Genomic DNA, 14,552 nt, shown 5'->3' with positions numbered 1-14,552 from the left:
CTGCGAATTAAAAATTCTGGTTCTGAACTCTGTGCGGGAGCCTGCCATAAGGATGTGGTAGAGAAATTGAGGGATAAACCACATAAACATAGGGAAATGAAAAGACCGCCGATAAACGTCGACGGCCTTTTTCCTGGTCGGAGCGTAATTGTAGGACTTGGAGCGAACTGGAAAAACAATTTTATAGACGCAAGCGGCAAGCTGTACTCATTCTGTCTTTTTTGGTTTCATGGCCAATCCAGCTACAAAAACAATTTGCAGAATTGGCCAGCCCACATAGTTTATCCAAGGGTTAAAAAAGGTTGGTATTAAATAGCCAATTCCTCCAAGGACGCTACTAAGAATTAGAAGACAGAAAAAAGCTATTACTTTAGTCTGCCTGTCTTTAAATGTGTTCATAAAAGGAATACATAAAGTTATTAGCAAAGAAAGAACAGCACCAGATAGAAATTTAAATAACATAACTGTTTTGACATCATCGCTATTTGAATTTTGAGCAGCACTGGAAATGGACCAGTTTCTTTGTTGGTCTATTTCCACAAGTATAGCATCATACTCTTTTTTAAGTAAGGGCTCTTGGGATATTTCTTCATAGTCAAACTGTGAAATACTTTGTAAAATACGAATTCGTTTTTCGATTCGATGATAAAAAAAGTAGTTGGCATCAATGTAAGGAAAAACAAGTGCACACACGAATATAACTACTGCTATAAAAGCATATAGTTTTGGATTTTTTAAGTTTTTCTCTATTCCACTAATGATTGCTTCTAGAAATTTATCCATATTTTCATCCTTAAACATAAATAATATTTAATAAAGTATAGCACTTATAGTAAATCCTGTCACTCAGTTTTGCTTCCGAGTGAATTGTGGGACTTAACCGTTTTTTATATCTGATAAACCTGCTAAACAAAGGCGTAGTAAAAGACCGCCGACAAAAGTCGACGGTCTTTCCAATGGTCGGAGTGGAATTATAGGATTTGAAGAAACCCAGTAAAATCAATGGTTTGTAGGCAATCAGAAAGCAGTATTTACAACAAAAAACTAAACTATGAGCAAAGCGCCGCCCTATGGAGATGAACTGCCCCCCTAATGTTAGACAGTATGGTATACTGAAAACGTTGGGGGTGCTTTTTATGCCAAAAGGGAGACCAAACAAGCGATACACGCCAGAGTTTAAGACGATAGTGGTAGAAACAATGCAACAGGAAAGGTTGAGTTACAAGGAAGCAGCGCGACAATTCGAGGTTGGAGACGACAAGCGGGTCGCGGCGTGGGAGCGTATTTACCTAACAGAAGGTCCGGAAGGCTTTTGCGTGGAGCGTCGTGGACGCGGGAGTAAGGGACGTCCACCAAGGCTACCTGAAAAAACAGAAGAAGACTTGCTTGCAGAAGTGCAGCGGCTACGAGCGGAGAATGCGTACCTAAAAAACTTGCAAGCCTTGGTTTTGGAAGACGAGCGACGCCAGCACAAAAAACACTGGTGATTCAAAAACTGAGGCAAGATTTTCGGCTGGATCTGCTCCTTTCCATCGCTCAACTCCCGCGTGCCACTTACTATTACCACATAAAGCGACAGGCCGCGCCAGAAAAATACAAATGGGAAAAAGAGTTGATATCGGCCATCTATCATGAGCACAGAGGTCGCTACGGCTACCGCCGTATCACAGACGAATTGCGTGACAAAGGTTTTGTCCTCAACCACAAGACGGTACAGCGACTGATGCGTGACCTGAAACTCATTTGCCGCGTCCGGATGAAAAAATATCATTCCTACAAAGGAGAAGTTGGCAAAATTGCGCCAAATCTGCTGGAGCGCAAATTTGAAGCAGAGAAGCCGAATCAAAAGTGGGTGACCGATGTCACGGAGTTCAGTCTCTTTGGGCAAAAACTCTACCTGTCGCCAATCCTCGACCTGTGCAGCCGGGATATCGTCAGCTACACCATTTCGGACAGGCCAGCGCTGTCTATGGTGACAACTATGCTGAACAATGCCTTTGCAAAAATTTCGGATGGAACAAATCTTATCCTACACTCCGACCAAGGCTGGCAGTATCAGCACAAGCAGTACCAAAGAATGCTCAAAGAAAAAGGAATTTATCAGAGCATGAGTCGCAAAGGCAACTGTTTGGACAACGCGGTGATTGAAAGCTTCTTTGGCCTGCTCAAGAGTGAGCTGCTGTATTTGCAGACGTTTCATTCCATGGAACATTTTAAGAATGAACTGACTGACTATCTTGATTACTACAACAACCGTCGTCGCAAGGCAAAGACAATGGGCTTGCCACCTGCGATGCACAGACAGCAAGCCCTTGCGGCTGCTTAATTAAACTATTTGTCTAACTTTTGGGGGTCACTTCAAGACTATGGGCGGCGTTTTCATATATCCTCGTAGGCCACGCCGTTAGGTTTGGCCTTTTTTCATGCCAAGAAAGAGGAGGTATCCGTGAATGGCAGACGAAACGAAAATCACCGGCACGGGGGAAACGCCCGCGCCGGAGTCCCATGAGCCTGAGACACCGGGCCCCCCTACCGCCGAGCAGGGCGTGATTCCGGGGATTGACAATCCCCCCGCGTCTTCGGATAAGGTGACCAACCTCTCGGATGTTCTGGAGGGCGCTGGCGGCGGTGACGAGGCCGCCGTGACGGATAAGAAAGACCCGCCCGCGCCGGAGGTGACTGATTCCCCTGATGGCCCGACCCAAAGGGGTAAGTCCCTGGAGGATGATGACCGTCAGGAGTGGGAAATACCCAGCGCCGAACTGGAGGCCCGCAAGCAGAAGCCCAAGCGGGGCCGCCCGCCCAAAACCCAGGATACCCCCAGCAAGGGCAAGCGGGCCGCACCGGGCAAGGCAGGCCGCGCTCCCAAGGCCGCCGATAAAGGAGGCTCGACTGCTGAGAACCCTCCGGCCCCCACGGTTGACCCGCCCGAGCCCCGCGATGCTTCCAGCGGCGTGGAGGAGAAGGTTGAATATATCAACCTGTCGGAGCTCCACCCCTCCCCGCTCAACCCCTTCGGCGTGCGGGATGATGTGGAAATGCAGGCCCTGGTGGAAAGCGTCAAGACGGGCCGTGTGAACCAGCCCGCGCTGGTGCGCCCCCATCCCGATGGCGGCTACGAGATTATCGCGGGCCACCGTCGGCACAAGGCCAGCGAACTGGCCGGGTACTTCAATATGCCGTGTATCGTCCGGCAAATGACCGATGATGAGGCCATTATCGCCATGACGGACGATAACCTCCGGCACCGGGAAAAGCTATTGCCCAGCGAGAAGGCCCTGGCCATCAAACAGCAATATGAGGCGATCAAGCACCAGGGGGCTCGTGGGGATGACGAGGAGGCAGGTAAGCTCTCCCTTGCCCAGGTGGGTGAGCGCAACGGCATGAGCATCAAGACGGTGCAGCGGTATCTCTGGCTGGATGACCTTGTTCCCGAACTGAAAAAGACAATGGACGAGGGCAAGCTGTCCTTTACCCCCGCCGTGGAGATTTCCCGTATCCGGCCTAAGCTCCAGAAGTATATCGCCGCTTCCATTGATACACTGGGCTCCCCATCCCAGGGACAGGCAAAGCGGATGCGGGAGCTGGACAAGAAAAAAGAACTGAATACCGATGTGGTTGATACCATTTTGAGTGAAGTAAAAAAGAAGGAGGATCGCAACGTGATTATTACTGGCGCTGAACTGGAGAAGTATTTCGGCCCGGAGGCCCCGGTTGATGAAATGAAGGGCCAGATTCTGGCCCTGCTGGACGAATGGAAGGAGAAACAGCCCCCGGAGTTGGGCAAGGGCGACAAAAAGGTGGATATGGAAAAGGAGTAACCTCTGGCCATCGTGACCAGAAGTTTTTTCTTTCCCCGCGTCCCCCCTACTGAAAGGGTCTGGTGGTTTATATCCCCCGTCGCCGCCTATCTCCGGGCGCGGGCGGGAGCTGGCTGTCAAGGGGGCGGCACGCCCCGCCGCTTGCGGCGGTTTGCCCTTGACGGCCTGCCCCGGCTGTGCCACACCCAGCGGCGCGGCAGGGGTATATCCTCCAGAGCCGCCCCCTTTCCCTGGATAGGGAAAGGGCGGGGGGATAGGGTTGACCGCTCCCCCGCAACTCAATTTAGAAATTGGAGGTTCTCATTATGAAACGACCCCTTGCGTATATAACCGCCGCGTGGCGCGGCGATCCCTGCGAGGTGACGCAACAGGCGGCGGAATACTGCCGAACCGTGTATGAGGCGGGCTTTGCTCCCATCTGCCCGACGCTGTATCTTCCCCTGTTCCTCAATGACGCGGTGCCGGAGGAGCACAAGAACGGCATCGACATGGGCCGCGACCTGCTCCGGCGCTCCCGTGTGCTGGTGGTGTGCGGCATCCCTATTACTGAGGAAATGAAAAACGACATCGCCGTGGCCCAGCGGCTGGGGATCACGGCTACCACCCTGGAGGGCATCCTGACGGTCAAGGGCCAGGGGCGCCGTTAATTGTGTCTCTACTTTGAGCTGATTTCGCTAAATCAGTCAGGCTTCAATACATCTCCAAATATTGCATCAATAATATTTTTGTTTTTCTCCCGTTGAAAGGCAATTTCTTCGGCCGTCATTCGTGATAACGCAACAAACACTTGTGTTTTCTCATAAAATGTCAAACAAAGTGTTCTAACTTTCATGGCATCCTCTGGGCTGAACTGATATGTAAAGATAGCGGGATTATTCCCTTTTACTTCAGTGTGCCAATGTGGCATTTCCATTTCAATCATTTTACATGCCCTTGCATTGAAAACAGTGCTCTCAATCGCTTCTGGATGAAAACAAAGCCGTGTTACGATTTGGCAGTCACCCTCGAAGCGCACCCCAAAGTCATAATAATACAATGCACGAGCTATCGCTTCAAAGGAGTGGAACAGCCGGATCATATCCACGTTAACCCACTGAACTGGAAAAACTGTATTTTCTGTTCTAATTTCATCCTCACTTTCAACTACTACTAGTCGTGGATTTCTATCTCTTGCTCGTCTTACTTTCGTACATGTATGAATATAGGCCTCGGCATTATTCCCCGTCCTTGATGCAAGACAGACCATCAGGTATTCGTCATCATTTGACTTCCGCAAATTATGCTCATCACAAGATGGAACGGTAATTAAATCTTTACGCAAATCTTTGCCGTATATTTTTTTAATATCCTTTGTTTCTGGAAATAAACACTTTGGTGGAACATGCTCTTTTGAAGTTGCAGGCGCTCCGCACCAATAGCACCGTTCTTGTTCTTCCAAATCGATCCCCCCTTTTGACATTATTATATCATAACAACAACTTTTTTGAAGGTGGTGAAGCTACTGGTAAGTGACGAAATTTCCCGGAGCGCCATCGCCATCACCGTCCGGGCCAGCAAGCTGACGGCGCAGGGACTGGCCTATGTGCTGGGCGCGGCGGCCAGGAAAATCCGCAAAGCCCAGCGGGCTGCCCAAACGCCCCAGGGCAAGCAGAGCGTGAGAAAGCTCATGGGCCAGGTTGGGGACACCAGTGGCATGGAGCTGCCCGGCGATACCCGGCTGTTTGACCGGGTGGCCCGGCGCTGGGGCGTGGACTACGCCATCCGGCCCGTGGATAAGGGTAAGTACCTGTTGTTGTTCAAGGCAAGACAGGCCGATGCTGTCACGGGCTGTTTTGCGGAATACTCCCGCCGTATGCTGAACCGCTCCAAGGATCGGCGCGTCCCCATCCGGGAACAGCTCAAACGCGCCCAGGCGTTGGTATGCCAACAGCCCCAGCGCCAACGGGAAAGGGAAAAGGAGGTAGCGGCTGAGGACAGATAAAATACGCAAATACATTTTACCCAATCTACCTTATCTATTTATCCTGTGGGCCTGCCTGAAGGTGGGGACGGCCTACCGTCTGGCATCCGGCGCTGGCTTCGGTGAAAAGCTCATCGGGACGATCCAGACCATCGGCCCGGCCTTTGCCGACTTCGCGCCGGGGCTTGTACCTTTCGATTGGCTGGTGGGCATCGTGGGGGCGGCGGCCTTCCGGCTGCTCATCTACTGCAAGACGAAAAAGGCCAAGAAATACCGGCCCGACGCGGAGTACGGCAGTGCCCGATGGGGTACCCCCAAGGATATAGCCCCCTTCACCGATCCCAAGTTTGAAAACAACGTCATTCTCACCGGGACGGAGTTTCTCACCATGAACACCCGGCCCAAGATACCGGCCAACGCCCGCAATCTGAATTGCTGTATTATCGGCTCGTCCGGCTCCGGCAAGACTCGGTTTTGGCTGACCCCCCAGCTATTGCAGGCCAGCGCGGACAAAAACGGCGGATGCAGCTATGTGGTGGTAGACCCGAAAGGCGGCGTCCTCTCCCAAGTGGGCTGGTTTCTGCAAAAGAAGCGTGGGTACAGGATCAAGGTTTTTAACAGCATCGACTTTTCAAAATCCATGCACTACAATCCGTTGGCGTACATCCGCAACGAGGCCGACATTCTTAAGTTCGTCAACGCCCTGATCTCCAACACCAAGGGGGAGGGCAAGGAGGGCGATCCCTTTTGGACGAAAGCGGAAACCTTGCTGTATTGCTCCTTAATCGCCTATATCATTTTTGAGGCCCCCGCTGAGGATCGAAACATGAATACCCTGGTGGACATGATTTCCGGCATGGAGGTCAAGGAAGAGGACGACGACTTTATGAACGCGGTGGACTATATGTTCGCGGGGCTGGAAAAGCGCAAGCCGGATTGTTTCGCAGTGAAGCAGTATAAAAAGTACAAGTTGGCCAGCGGCAAGACGGCGCGCAGCATACTTATTTCATGCGGCGCTCGGCTGGCCCCCTTCGACATCCCCCAACTCCGGGAGATCATGTCCTATGACGAAATGGAGCTTGACCGCATGGGCGACAGACGGACGGCCACCTTTTTCTGCATTTCCGACACCGACACCACCTACAATTTTTTAGTGGCTTTGGCCTTTTCGCAGATGTTCAATTTGCTTTGTGAGAGGGCCGATACCGTCCACGGGGGCCGCTTGCCCCATCATGTGCGGGTGCTTTGGGATGAGGCTGCGAACACGGGACAGGTGCCCCAGCTCGAAAAGCTGGTGGCCGTTATCCGCTCACGCGAGGTCAGTCTGTGCCTGTTCTACCAGCAGATGGCGCAGTGTAAGGCCATTTATGACAAGAACGCGGAGACGATTTTAGGCAACATGGACAGCGTGATTTTCCTGGGTGGCCGGGAAAGCTCCACCATCAAGGAGATTTCAGAAAATTGGCTGGGCAAGGCCACCATCTCCATGCAGACCGAAGGGCGCTCCCGTGGACAGTCGGAAAGTTTCAACCTGAACACCCAGCGGCTGGGCCGGGAGCTGATGACCCCCGCCGAGCTCGCCACCATGCCGGGCGACAAGTGCATTTTGCAGCTCCGGGGCTTGCCGCCGTTCTACTCCCCCAAGTACGATCTGAAACAGCACCCCAATTACAAATACACCGCCGAGGCCAACAAGAAAAACGCCTTTGACCTGGGCCGCCTGATTGACCGGCGCATGAAGGACATAAACCCCGACGAGCTATATACCGTGTACGAGGTGGACGTGCCGGACGAGCACATGGAAGAGGACGAGGACATCCTCAACTATGACGATCTCGACGACCCGGACGCCTTTGTATAGCTTCTGGCCATCGTGGCCAGAAGATGAACCCGCCGCCTGAAAGGGCGGCTTTTTTATGGCCGGGGCCGAGCGCCCCGGAGAAATGGAGGCACTATGCAGTTTTTCGCTACCGCCGTTACGACCCTTCAAACCCTTGTGATCGCCCTGGGCGCTGGTTTGGCCGTGTGGGGCGTGGTCAATCTGCTGGAGGGCTACGGCTCGGATAACGCAGCGGCCAAAAGCCAGGGGATCAAGCAGCTCATGGCCGGGGGCGGCATCATCGTCCTGGGCACGACGCTGATCCCCCTGCTGTCCTCGCTGTTTTAAGGGCGGCAGCACATGGGTATTCTCACCGACTGGATCACGGAATGGCTTAAAGAGCTTTTGATTGACGGGATCATGGGCAACCTGAGCGGCCTGTTTGATAACGTCAACGCCCAAGTCGGGGAGATCGCGGCACAGGTGGGGACGACCCCGGCGGCGTGGCACGCCGGGGTGTTCTCCCTGATCCGCCAGCTTTCCGAAACGGTGATCCTGCCGATTGCCGGGCTGGTTTTGACTTTTGTAGCAACCTATGAGCTGATCCAGATGATCCTGGAAAAGAACAATATGCACGAGTTTGACGTGGCGAATATCTACAAGTGGGTATTCAAAACCGCCTGCGCCATCCTCATTCTCTCCAATACCTTCAATATTGTAATGGCTGTGTTCGACGTGTCGCAGAGCGCGATTGCAAGCGCGGCGGGGCTGATCCAAGGCTCCACGGACATCACGCCGGACATGCTGGCGAACCTGGAAACGACGCTGGAGGGCATGGAGCTGGGCCCCTTGTTGGGCCTGTTTATGCAGTCCATCCTCATCAATGTCACCATGCTGGCCCTGAACCTCATTATTTTCGTGCTGGTGTATGGCCGTATGATAGAAATATACCTGCTCACCAGTTTAGCGCCCATCCCCGTGGCGACCCTCTCTAACCGGGAGCTGGGTGGGACGGGGCAGAACTACCTAAAAGCCCTGTTTGCCGTGGCGTTCCAGGGGATGCTCATTCTGGTATGCGTGGCGATCTACGCCGTGCTCATTCAGGGCATCGCCACCAGCGGCGACCCCATTGGGGCCGTGTGGGGAACTATCGGCTACACAGTTTTGCTCTGCTTCATGTTGTTCAAAACGGGCGGCATCGCCCAGCGCGTGTTTGGCGCTCACTAAAAGGAAAGGTGATACATGACAGACCATTTTACTTCTGGCCAGTGTGGCCAGAGCTTTGCCCCGGACGGGCGGCCCCTGGCCCCGGACGGTTTGTTTCTCATGGACGGGATCGAGGGGCTGCGCTCCCTGCCCCGTCACTCCGTCGATCTGCTCCTGACCGATCCGCCCTACGGCACCACCCGGAATTACTGGGACGTGCCCCTGCCCCTCCCGGAGCTGTGGGAGGCGGTGCGGTGGGCGGTAAAGCCGGAGGGCGCGGTGCTCCTGTTCGTCCAGTGTCCCTATGACAAGGTGCTGGGGGCCTCCAACCTCCCCATGCTCCGCTATGAGTGGGTGTGGTACAAAAGCCGCTGCACCGGGTTTCTCAACGCCCGCCGGGCCCCTCTGAAAAAGTCGGAGAACATTCTGGTGTTCTACCGCAAGGCCCCGGCCTACTATCCGCAGTTCGACCAGGGGGAGCCGTACAAGAAAATCCACCACCGCAGCGGCAACAGCCCCAACTATGGGAAGTTTGAGCGTACCAGCGGCGAGTCGGACGGGCGGCGCTTCCCCGGGAATGTGCTGGCCTTCTCCACCGTGGCCAGCGGTATCCACCCCACGCAGAAGCCGGTGGACTTGTGCGAGTACCTGATCCGCACCTACACCCGGGAGGGCCAGGTGGTGGCGGACATCTGCGCGGGGAGCGGCACAACGGCGGTGGCCGCCCTGAACACGGGCCGCCGATACATCTGCTTTGAAAACGCCCCGGCCTTTTACGGCCCGGCCACCGAGCGCCTGGAACGGGCGCGGGAGGCCGTCAACCAGGGCGGGAAGGGAGTGTAACTATCGGAGACTATTCCATCATCTACGCCGATCCCCCCTGGCGCTACGCTCAAAAGGGTTTACCGGGGGCGGCTGAAAAGCATTACCCCACAATGGGGATTGACGAGTTATGCGCTCTGCCCGTGGCCGATCTGGCGGCCCCGGACTGTGCGCTTTTTTTGTGGGCCACCTTCCCCCAGCTCCCGGAGGCCCTGCGGCTGATCCGGGCCTGGGGCTTCACCTACAAGAGCGCGGCCTTTGTCTGGCTGAAAAAGAACCGCAAGGCGGATAGCTGGTTTTATGGCCTGGGCTTTTGGACAAGGGCCAATACGGAGGTGTGCCTGCTGGCGACCAGGGGCCGCCCCAAGCGGCAGGCGGCCAACGTCCACCAGTTCATCATTTCCCCCATCGAGGCCCACAGCAAAAAGCCGGACGAGGCGCGGGACAAGATTGTGGCCCTGCTGGGGGACGTGCCCCGCGTGGAGCTGTTCGCCCGGCAGACCACGCCCGGCTGGGACGTGTGGGGCAACGAGGTAACGCCTTCCGCCAACTTATGGCCATCGTGGCCAGAGGTGGGCGGGGCCGGAGAGGAGGCAGCGCATGGCCTATGTGAACGTTCCCAATGACCTGTCCAAAATCAAGACCAAGCTGGCGCTGAACCTGACCCGCCGCCAGCTCCTGTGCTTCGGCGGCGCGGCGCTGGTGGGCGTCCCGGCCTTCCTACTGACTCGGAGCGCCATCGGCAATACCGGGGCTATGTTCCTGATGCTGGCCGTCATGCTCCCGGCCTTCTTCCTGGCGATGTATGAGCGGGACGGCCAGCCCTTTGAAAAGGTGGTGGGTCACATCGTCCGGGCGCGGTTTCTGCGCCCCGGCGTGAGGCCCTACCGCACGGAGAATATGTACGCCCCATTTACAGGAAAGGAGGAGCCGATTGACCAAAAGTAACCCCACAGCAAAACACGGCCCCGCAAGGGGTAAAGGGCGGGCGGCCCTGTCCGCCCAGCAGACCGTCCCCTATGTGGAAATGCTCAAAGACGGCGTTTGCAAGGTGCGGGACGGCTACTATACCAAGACCATCGCCTATGAGGACATCAATTATTCGGTGGCTTCCACGGAGGATCAGGCGGCTATCTTTAGCGGCTGGTGCTCCTTCCTGAACTACTTTGACAGCGCCCTGCCCTTCCAGCTCTCCTTCGTCAACCACCGCTCCCGTGGCGGGGGCCGCTACAAGGTGAACATTCCCCCGGCCCAGGATGCCTTTGACAGCATCCGGGCCGAGTATACGGAAATGCTCAAACGGCAGATTGCCCGGAGCAACAACGGGATCGTGCGCTCCAAGTACATCACCTTTGGTATTGCCGCCGCCGACCTCGCCGCCGCCCGGCCCCGGCTGGAGCGGGTGGAGGCGGACATCATGGGCAACTTCAAGCGGCTGGGGGTACATTCCGTAGCCCTGGACGGGCGGGAGCGGCTGGAGGCGCTCCATGGGCAAATGCACCCAGGGGGCCGGGAGCCCTTCCGCTTCTCCTGGGGGGACATCCCCAAGACGGGCATGGGGACGAAAGATTTCATTGTTCCCTACAGCTTCGACTTCCGGCAGTCCCGCTCCTTCCGGGTGGGCCAGTCCTGGGGCGCGGCCTCCTACTTGCAGATCATGGCCTCCGAGCTGTCCGACAAGCTCCTTCTGGAGCTGTTGGAGCTGGACGCGGAAATGACCGTCACCCTCCACGTCCAGACCGTTGACCAGACCAAGGCCATCAAGACGGTCAAGGGTAAAATCTCCGACATCGACAAGATGAAGGTGGAGGAGCAGCGCAAGGCCACCCGGAGCGGCTATGACCCGGACATCCTGCCACCCGATCTCATTACCTACGCCAAGGACGCGGCGGCCCTGCTGGCCGACCTCCAATCCCGCAACGAGCGGATGTTCCTGCTCACGTTCTTAATCGTGAACACGGCCCCCACCCGGGAGAAGCTGGAGAACGAGGTGCTCACGGTGTCCGGCATCGCCCAAAAGCACAACTGCGCGTTGCGGCGGCTGGACTGGCAGCAGGAGCAGGGCTATATGTCCTCTCTGCCGCTGGGGTACAACGGCATCGAGATCCAGCGGGGCATGACCACCAGCTCCACGGCGATTTTCATTCCCTTTATGACAAAGGAGCTGCGGATGGACGGGCAGGCCCTCTACTACGGGATGAACGCCCTTTCCGGCAACGTCATCATGGCTGACCGCAAGCGGCTGAAAAATCCCAACGGGCTTTTCCTGGGCACCCCCGGGAGCGGAAAATCCTTCGCGGCCAAGCGGGAGATTGTGAATGTGTTTTTGACGTGGCCGGAGGACGACATCGTGATTGCAGACCCGGAGGGGGAATATTACCCCCTTGTCCACCGCCTGGGGGGCCAGGTGGTGAAGCTCACCCCTTCGACCAGCTCCGGCACCTACATCAACCCCATGGACATTACCCCCGACTATGCCGACGATGAAGATCCGCTATCCCTGAAAAGCGACTTTATCTTGTCCCTGTGTGAGCTCATCGTGGGGGGCCGGGGCGGGCTGGCCCCGGTGGAAAAGACCGTCATCGACCGGGCGGTGCGGAATGTCTACCGCCCCTATCTGGCAGACCCGGCTCCGGAGCGGATGCCCATTCTCCAGGACTTGTACGAGGAGCTTCTTCGCCAGCCGGAGCCGGAGGCCCGCCGGGTGGCGTCGGCCCTGGAGCTCTACTGCACGGGATCGCTCAACCTCTTTAACCACCGTACCAACGTGGAGGTCAATTCCCGGCTGCTCTGCTACGACATTAAATCCCTGGGGAAGATGCTGAAAAAGATCGGCCTGCTCATTCTCACCGATCAGATATGGGGGCGCGTCACGGTCAACCGGGACAGGCATAAATCGACGTGGGTATATCAAGACGAGTTCCATGTGCTCCTGTCCGATCCCCAGGTGGGGGCCTACTGCGTGGAGATATTCCGCCGGTTCCGCAAATGGGGGGCCATCCCCAGCGGCATTACTCAAAATGTCAAAAGCCTGTTGGAGAGCAGCGAGATCGAGTCCATTTTCGGCAACTGCGATTTTCTCTATCTGCTGTCCCAGGCCGCCGGGGATCGGGAGGTGCTGGCCAGCCACCTGGGGATCAGCCCCCACCAGCTTTCCTATGTCACGCACTCCGGCTCCGGCGAGGGCCTGCTGTTCTACGGCGATACCGCCATCCCCTTCGTGGATCGCTTCCCCCAAAATACCGAGCTGTATGCCCTGTTGACCACTAAGCCGGAGGACAAGGCCCATGAACAAAACGACGAATGAGGCCGGGGAAACTTCTGGTCAGGCTGGCCAGAAGTTCCGGCAGGAAAGCACACAGGAGCGGCTGAACAAGTCCAAGCTCCGCATGGAGAAACGGGGCGGCAAGCTGGAGGCCGCCCGGGAGAAGCTGGCAAACCAAAAACCGCCCAAGCGGCCCGGCCCCGTCAAACGGGTGGGCCGGGCGGCCGGGCGGGGAGTGCATGGCTATGTCCACGGCAAGCTCTTTCAAGTGGAGCAGGATAACGTGGGCACCGAGGGCGCTCACCGCTCCGAGATGGTGGGCGAGACCGCCCTGCGGGGCGGGGCGCGGTTTGTGAAAAAGCGCGCCCGCACCCATCCGGCCAGGGCCGCCGCTCACGCCGAGTCCAGCTATCTCAAAGCCCAGGCCGACTACCAGACCCGCAAGCTGGCCCAGGAGCACCCCGAGGCTATGAAAAACGCCCTCTCCCGCCAGTGGTATAAGCACAAGCTGAAAAAGCAATATCAAAAAAAGGCGCGGGAGGCCGCCAAGCAGGGCACAAAGGCGGCGGGAAAAACCACCGCCGCCACGGGCAGGGCCGTGGCAGGCTTCGTCAGGCGGCATCCCGTGGGGGCGCTGATCCTGGTGGCCTGCTTTCTGCTCCTGCTCATCATGCAGTCCTGTATGTCGCAGATGGTGTCCCTGGGTAACGCCACGGTGGGCGCGGTGGCCGCCAGCACCTACTCCGCCGAGGACGGCGACCTGCTGGGGGCCGAGGCCGCCTATGCGGCGCTGGAGGAGGAGCTGCGGGACTACCTGGACAGCTACGAGTCCACCCACAGCTATGACGAATACCATTACGACCTGGACGAGATCGAACACGACCCCTATAATCTGCTTTCCATCCTTTGTGCGCTCCATGAGGGGGCCTGGACGGTGGACGAGGTGCGGGACACCCTGCAAATGCTCTTTGACCGCCAGTATATTCTCACGGAAAATGTGGTGGTGGAAACGCGCTACTACACCGACACCCGGACGGACAGCGAGGGGAACGAGTACGATGTGGAGGTGCCCTACGACTATTACATCTGCTATGTGTCGCTGGAAAACTTCAACCTTTCCAAGCTCCCGATCTACATCATGGGCGAGGAACAGCTCTCCCGGTACGCCCTCTTTATGGCGACCCTGGGCAACCGGCCCGACCTGTTCCCCGGCTCCGACTATGTGGGAAAGTACGTTACCAACCCGCCCCCGGACTATGAGGTGCCCGAGGAATATCTGGCCGACGAGCGGTTTGCGGCCATTCTGGCCGAGGCGGAAAAGTACATCGGCTATCCCTATGTGTGGGGCGGCTACTCTCCCAGCACGTCCTTTGACTGTTCGGGCTTCGTGTCGTGGGTCATCAATCATTCCGGCTGGGACGTGGGCCGCCTGGGGGCGACGAGCCTATATAACATCTGCACCCCCGTTTCCACCCCCCGGCCCGGCGACCTTGTTTTCTTCGTGGGCACCTATGACACGGCGGGCTGTTCCCACTGTGGCATCTATGTGGGCGACGGGATCATGCTCCACTGTGGCGACCCCATCCAATATTCCAACCTGAACAGCAGCTATTGGCAGGCTCATTTCTACGCCTATGGGCGTTTACCATGATTGGAGGT

At 56.6% G+C, this 14,552-nt stretch carries 15 protein-coding genes; 13 read left to right on the top strand and 2 right to left on the bottom strand.

What is annotated here, in order from left to right; genetic code table 11:
• Positions 1-207: 207 nt before the first annotated feature.
• Entirely contained in the window at positions 208-783 is a 576-nt protein-coding gene (locus tag C1725_RS19035; RefSeq protein ID WP_346026725.1) for a hypothetical protein, read from the bottom strand.
• A 353-nt stretch (positions 784-1,136) separates the two neighbouring features.
• On the opposite strand from C1725_RS19035, the gene C1725_RS15590 reads away from it, so the two are divergent.
• The 4 genes from C1725_RS15590 (at position 1,137) to C1725_RS15575 (ending at position 4,468) form a co-directional block, all read left to right on the top strand.
• Positions 1,137-1,487 (top strand): helix-turn-helix domain-containing protein, encoded by a 351-nt coding sequence (locus C1725_RS15590; RefSeq protein ID WP_102411210.1) that lies wholly within the window; start codon positions 1,137-1,139, stop codon positions 1,485-1,487.
• The gene (locus tag C1725_RS15585) at positions 1,484-2,326 is read left to right on the top strand and encodes an IS3 family transposase (RefSeq protein WP_102412528.1); all 843 of its coding nucleotides are present in this window, start codon (positions 1,484-1,486) and stop codon (positions 2,324-2,326) included. Before C1725_RS15590 ends, C1725_RS15585 begins: the two co-directional genes overlap by 4 nt.
• A gap of 124 nt (positions 2,327-2,450) precedes the next feature.
• On the top strand, positions 2,451-3,821 hold the full coding sequence (locus C1725_RS15580) for a ParB/RepB/Spo0J family partition protein (RefSeq protein WP_102412525.1): 1,371 nt from the start codon (positions 2,451-2,453) through the stop codon (positions 3,819-3,821).
• A gap of 305 nt (positions 3,822-4,126) precedes the next feature.
• The gene (locus tag C1725_RS15575; protein ID WP_102412523.1) at positions 4,127-4,468 is read left to right on the top strand and encodes a DUF7768 domain-containing protein; all 342 of its coding nucleotides are present in this window, start codon (positions 4,127-4,129) and stop codon (positions 4,466-4,468) included.
• Positions 4,469-4,500: 32 nt separating this feature from the next.
• On the opposite strand, the gene C1725_RS19030 is transcribed toward C1725_RS15575, so the two are convergent.
• Complete coding sequence (locus C1725_RS19030) at positions 4,501-5,259, bottom strand: hypothetical protein (RefSeq protein WP_146009268.1); 759 nt, start codon at positions 5,257-5,259, stop codon at positions 4,501-4,503.
• A gap of 54 nt (positions 5,260-5,313) precedes the next feature.
• On the opposite strand from C1725_RS19030, the gene C1725_RS15570 reads away from it, so the two are divergent.
• From C1725_RS15570 to C1725_RS15530, 9 genes are all read left to right on the top strand, one after another.
• Positions 5,314-5,802, top strand: a complete 489-nt coding sequence (locus C1725_RS15570) for a PcfB family protein (protein ID WP_346026724.1) — start codon at positions 5,314-5,316, stop codon at positions 5,800-5,802.
• On the top strand, positions 5,789-7,642 hold the full coding sequence (locus C1725_RS15565) for a VirD4-like conjugal transfer protein, CD1115 family (protein WP_102412521.1): 1,854 nt from the start codon (positions 5,789-5,791) through the stop codon (positions 7,640-7,642). The genes C1725_RS15570 and C1725_RS15565 overlap by 14 nt, the downstream gene beginning before the upstream one ends.
• A gap of 93 nt (positions 7,643-7,735) precedes the next feature.
• Positions 7,736-7,948: a Maff2 family mobile element protein gene (locus tag C1725_RS15560; protein WP_066862403.1), complete on the top strand. Its 213-nt coding sequence runs from the start codon at positions 7,736-7,738 to the stop codon at positions 7,946-7,948.
• Positions 7,949-7,960: 12 nt separating this feature from the next.
• Entirely contained in the window at positions 7,961-8,827 is an 867-nt protein-coding gene (locus C1725_RS15555; RefSeq protein WP_102412519.1) for a VirB6/TrbL-like conjugal transfer protein, CD1112 family, read from the top strand.
• 15 nt (positions 8,828-8,842) lie between these two features.
• Entirely contained in the window at positions 8,843-9,649 is an 807-nt protein-coding gene (locus tag C1725_RS15550) for a DNA-methyltransferase (RefSeq protein WP_102412517.1), read from the top strand.
• A 17-nt stretch (positions 9,650-9,666) separates the two neighbouring features.
• Complete coding sequence (locus C1725_RS15545) at positions 9,667-10,254, top strand: MT-A70 family methyltransferase (protein ID WP_346026902.1); 588 nt, start codon at positions 9,667-9,669, stop codon at positions 10,252-10,254.
• Positions 10,229-10,576 (top strand): PrgI family mobile element protein, encoded by a 348-nt coding sequence (locus tag C1725_RS15540; RefSeq protein ID WP_102412513.1) that lies wholly within the window; start codon positions 10,229-10,231, stop codon positions 10,574-10,576. Before C1725_RS15545 ends, C1725_RS15540 begins: the two co-directional genes overlap by 26 nt.
• Complete coding sequence (locus tag C1725_RS15535; protein WP_428829593.1) at positions 10,563-12,935, top strand: VirB4-like conjugal transfer ATPase, CD1110 family; 2,373 nt, start codon at positions 10,563-10,565, stop codon at positions 12,933-12,935. Before C1725_RS15540 ends, C1725_RS15535 begins: the two co-directional genes overlap by 14 nt.
• Positions 12,916-14,544, top strand: coding sequence for a CD1108 family mobile element protein (locus C1725_RS15530; RefSeq protein ID WP_102412511.1), 1,629 nt, complete (start codon positions 12,916-12,918; stop codon positions 14,542-14,544). The genes C1725_RS15535 and C1725_RS15530 overlap by 20 nt, the downstream gene beginning before the upstream one ends.
• The last annotated feature ends 8 nt before the right edge of the window (positions 14,545-14,552 follow it).

This window comes from Beduinella massiliensis, from assembly GCF_900199405.1.
GTDB lineage: Bacteria > Bacillota > Clostridia > Christensenellales > Aristaeellaceae > Beduinella > Beduinella massiliensis.
The sequence above is the reverse complement of the archived record's forward strand: the minus strand, read 5'-3'. Positions and strand labels throughout refer to the sequence as shown.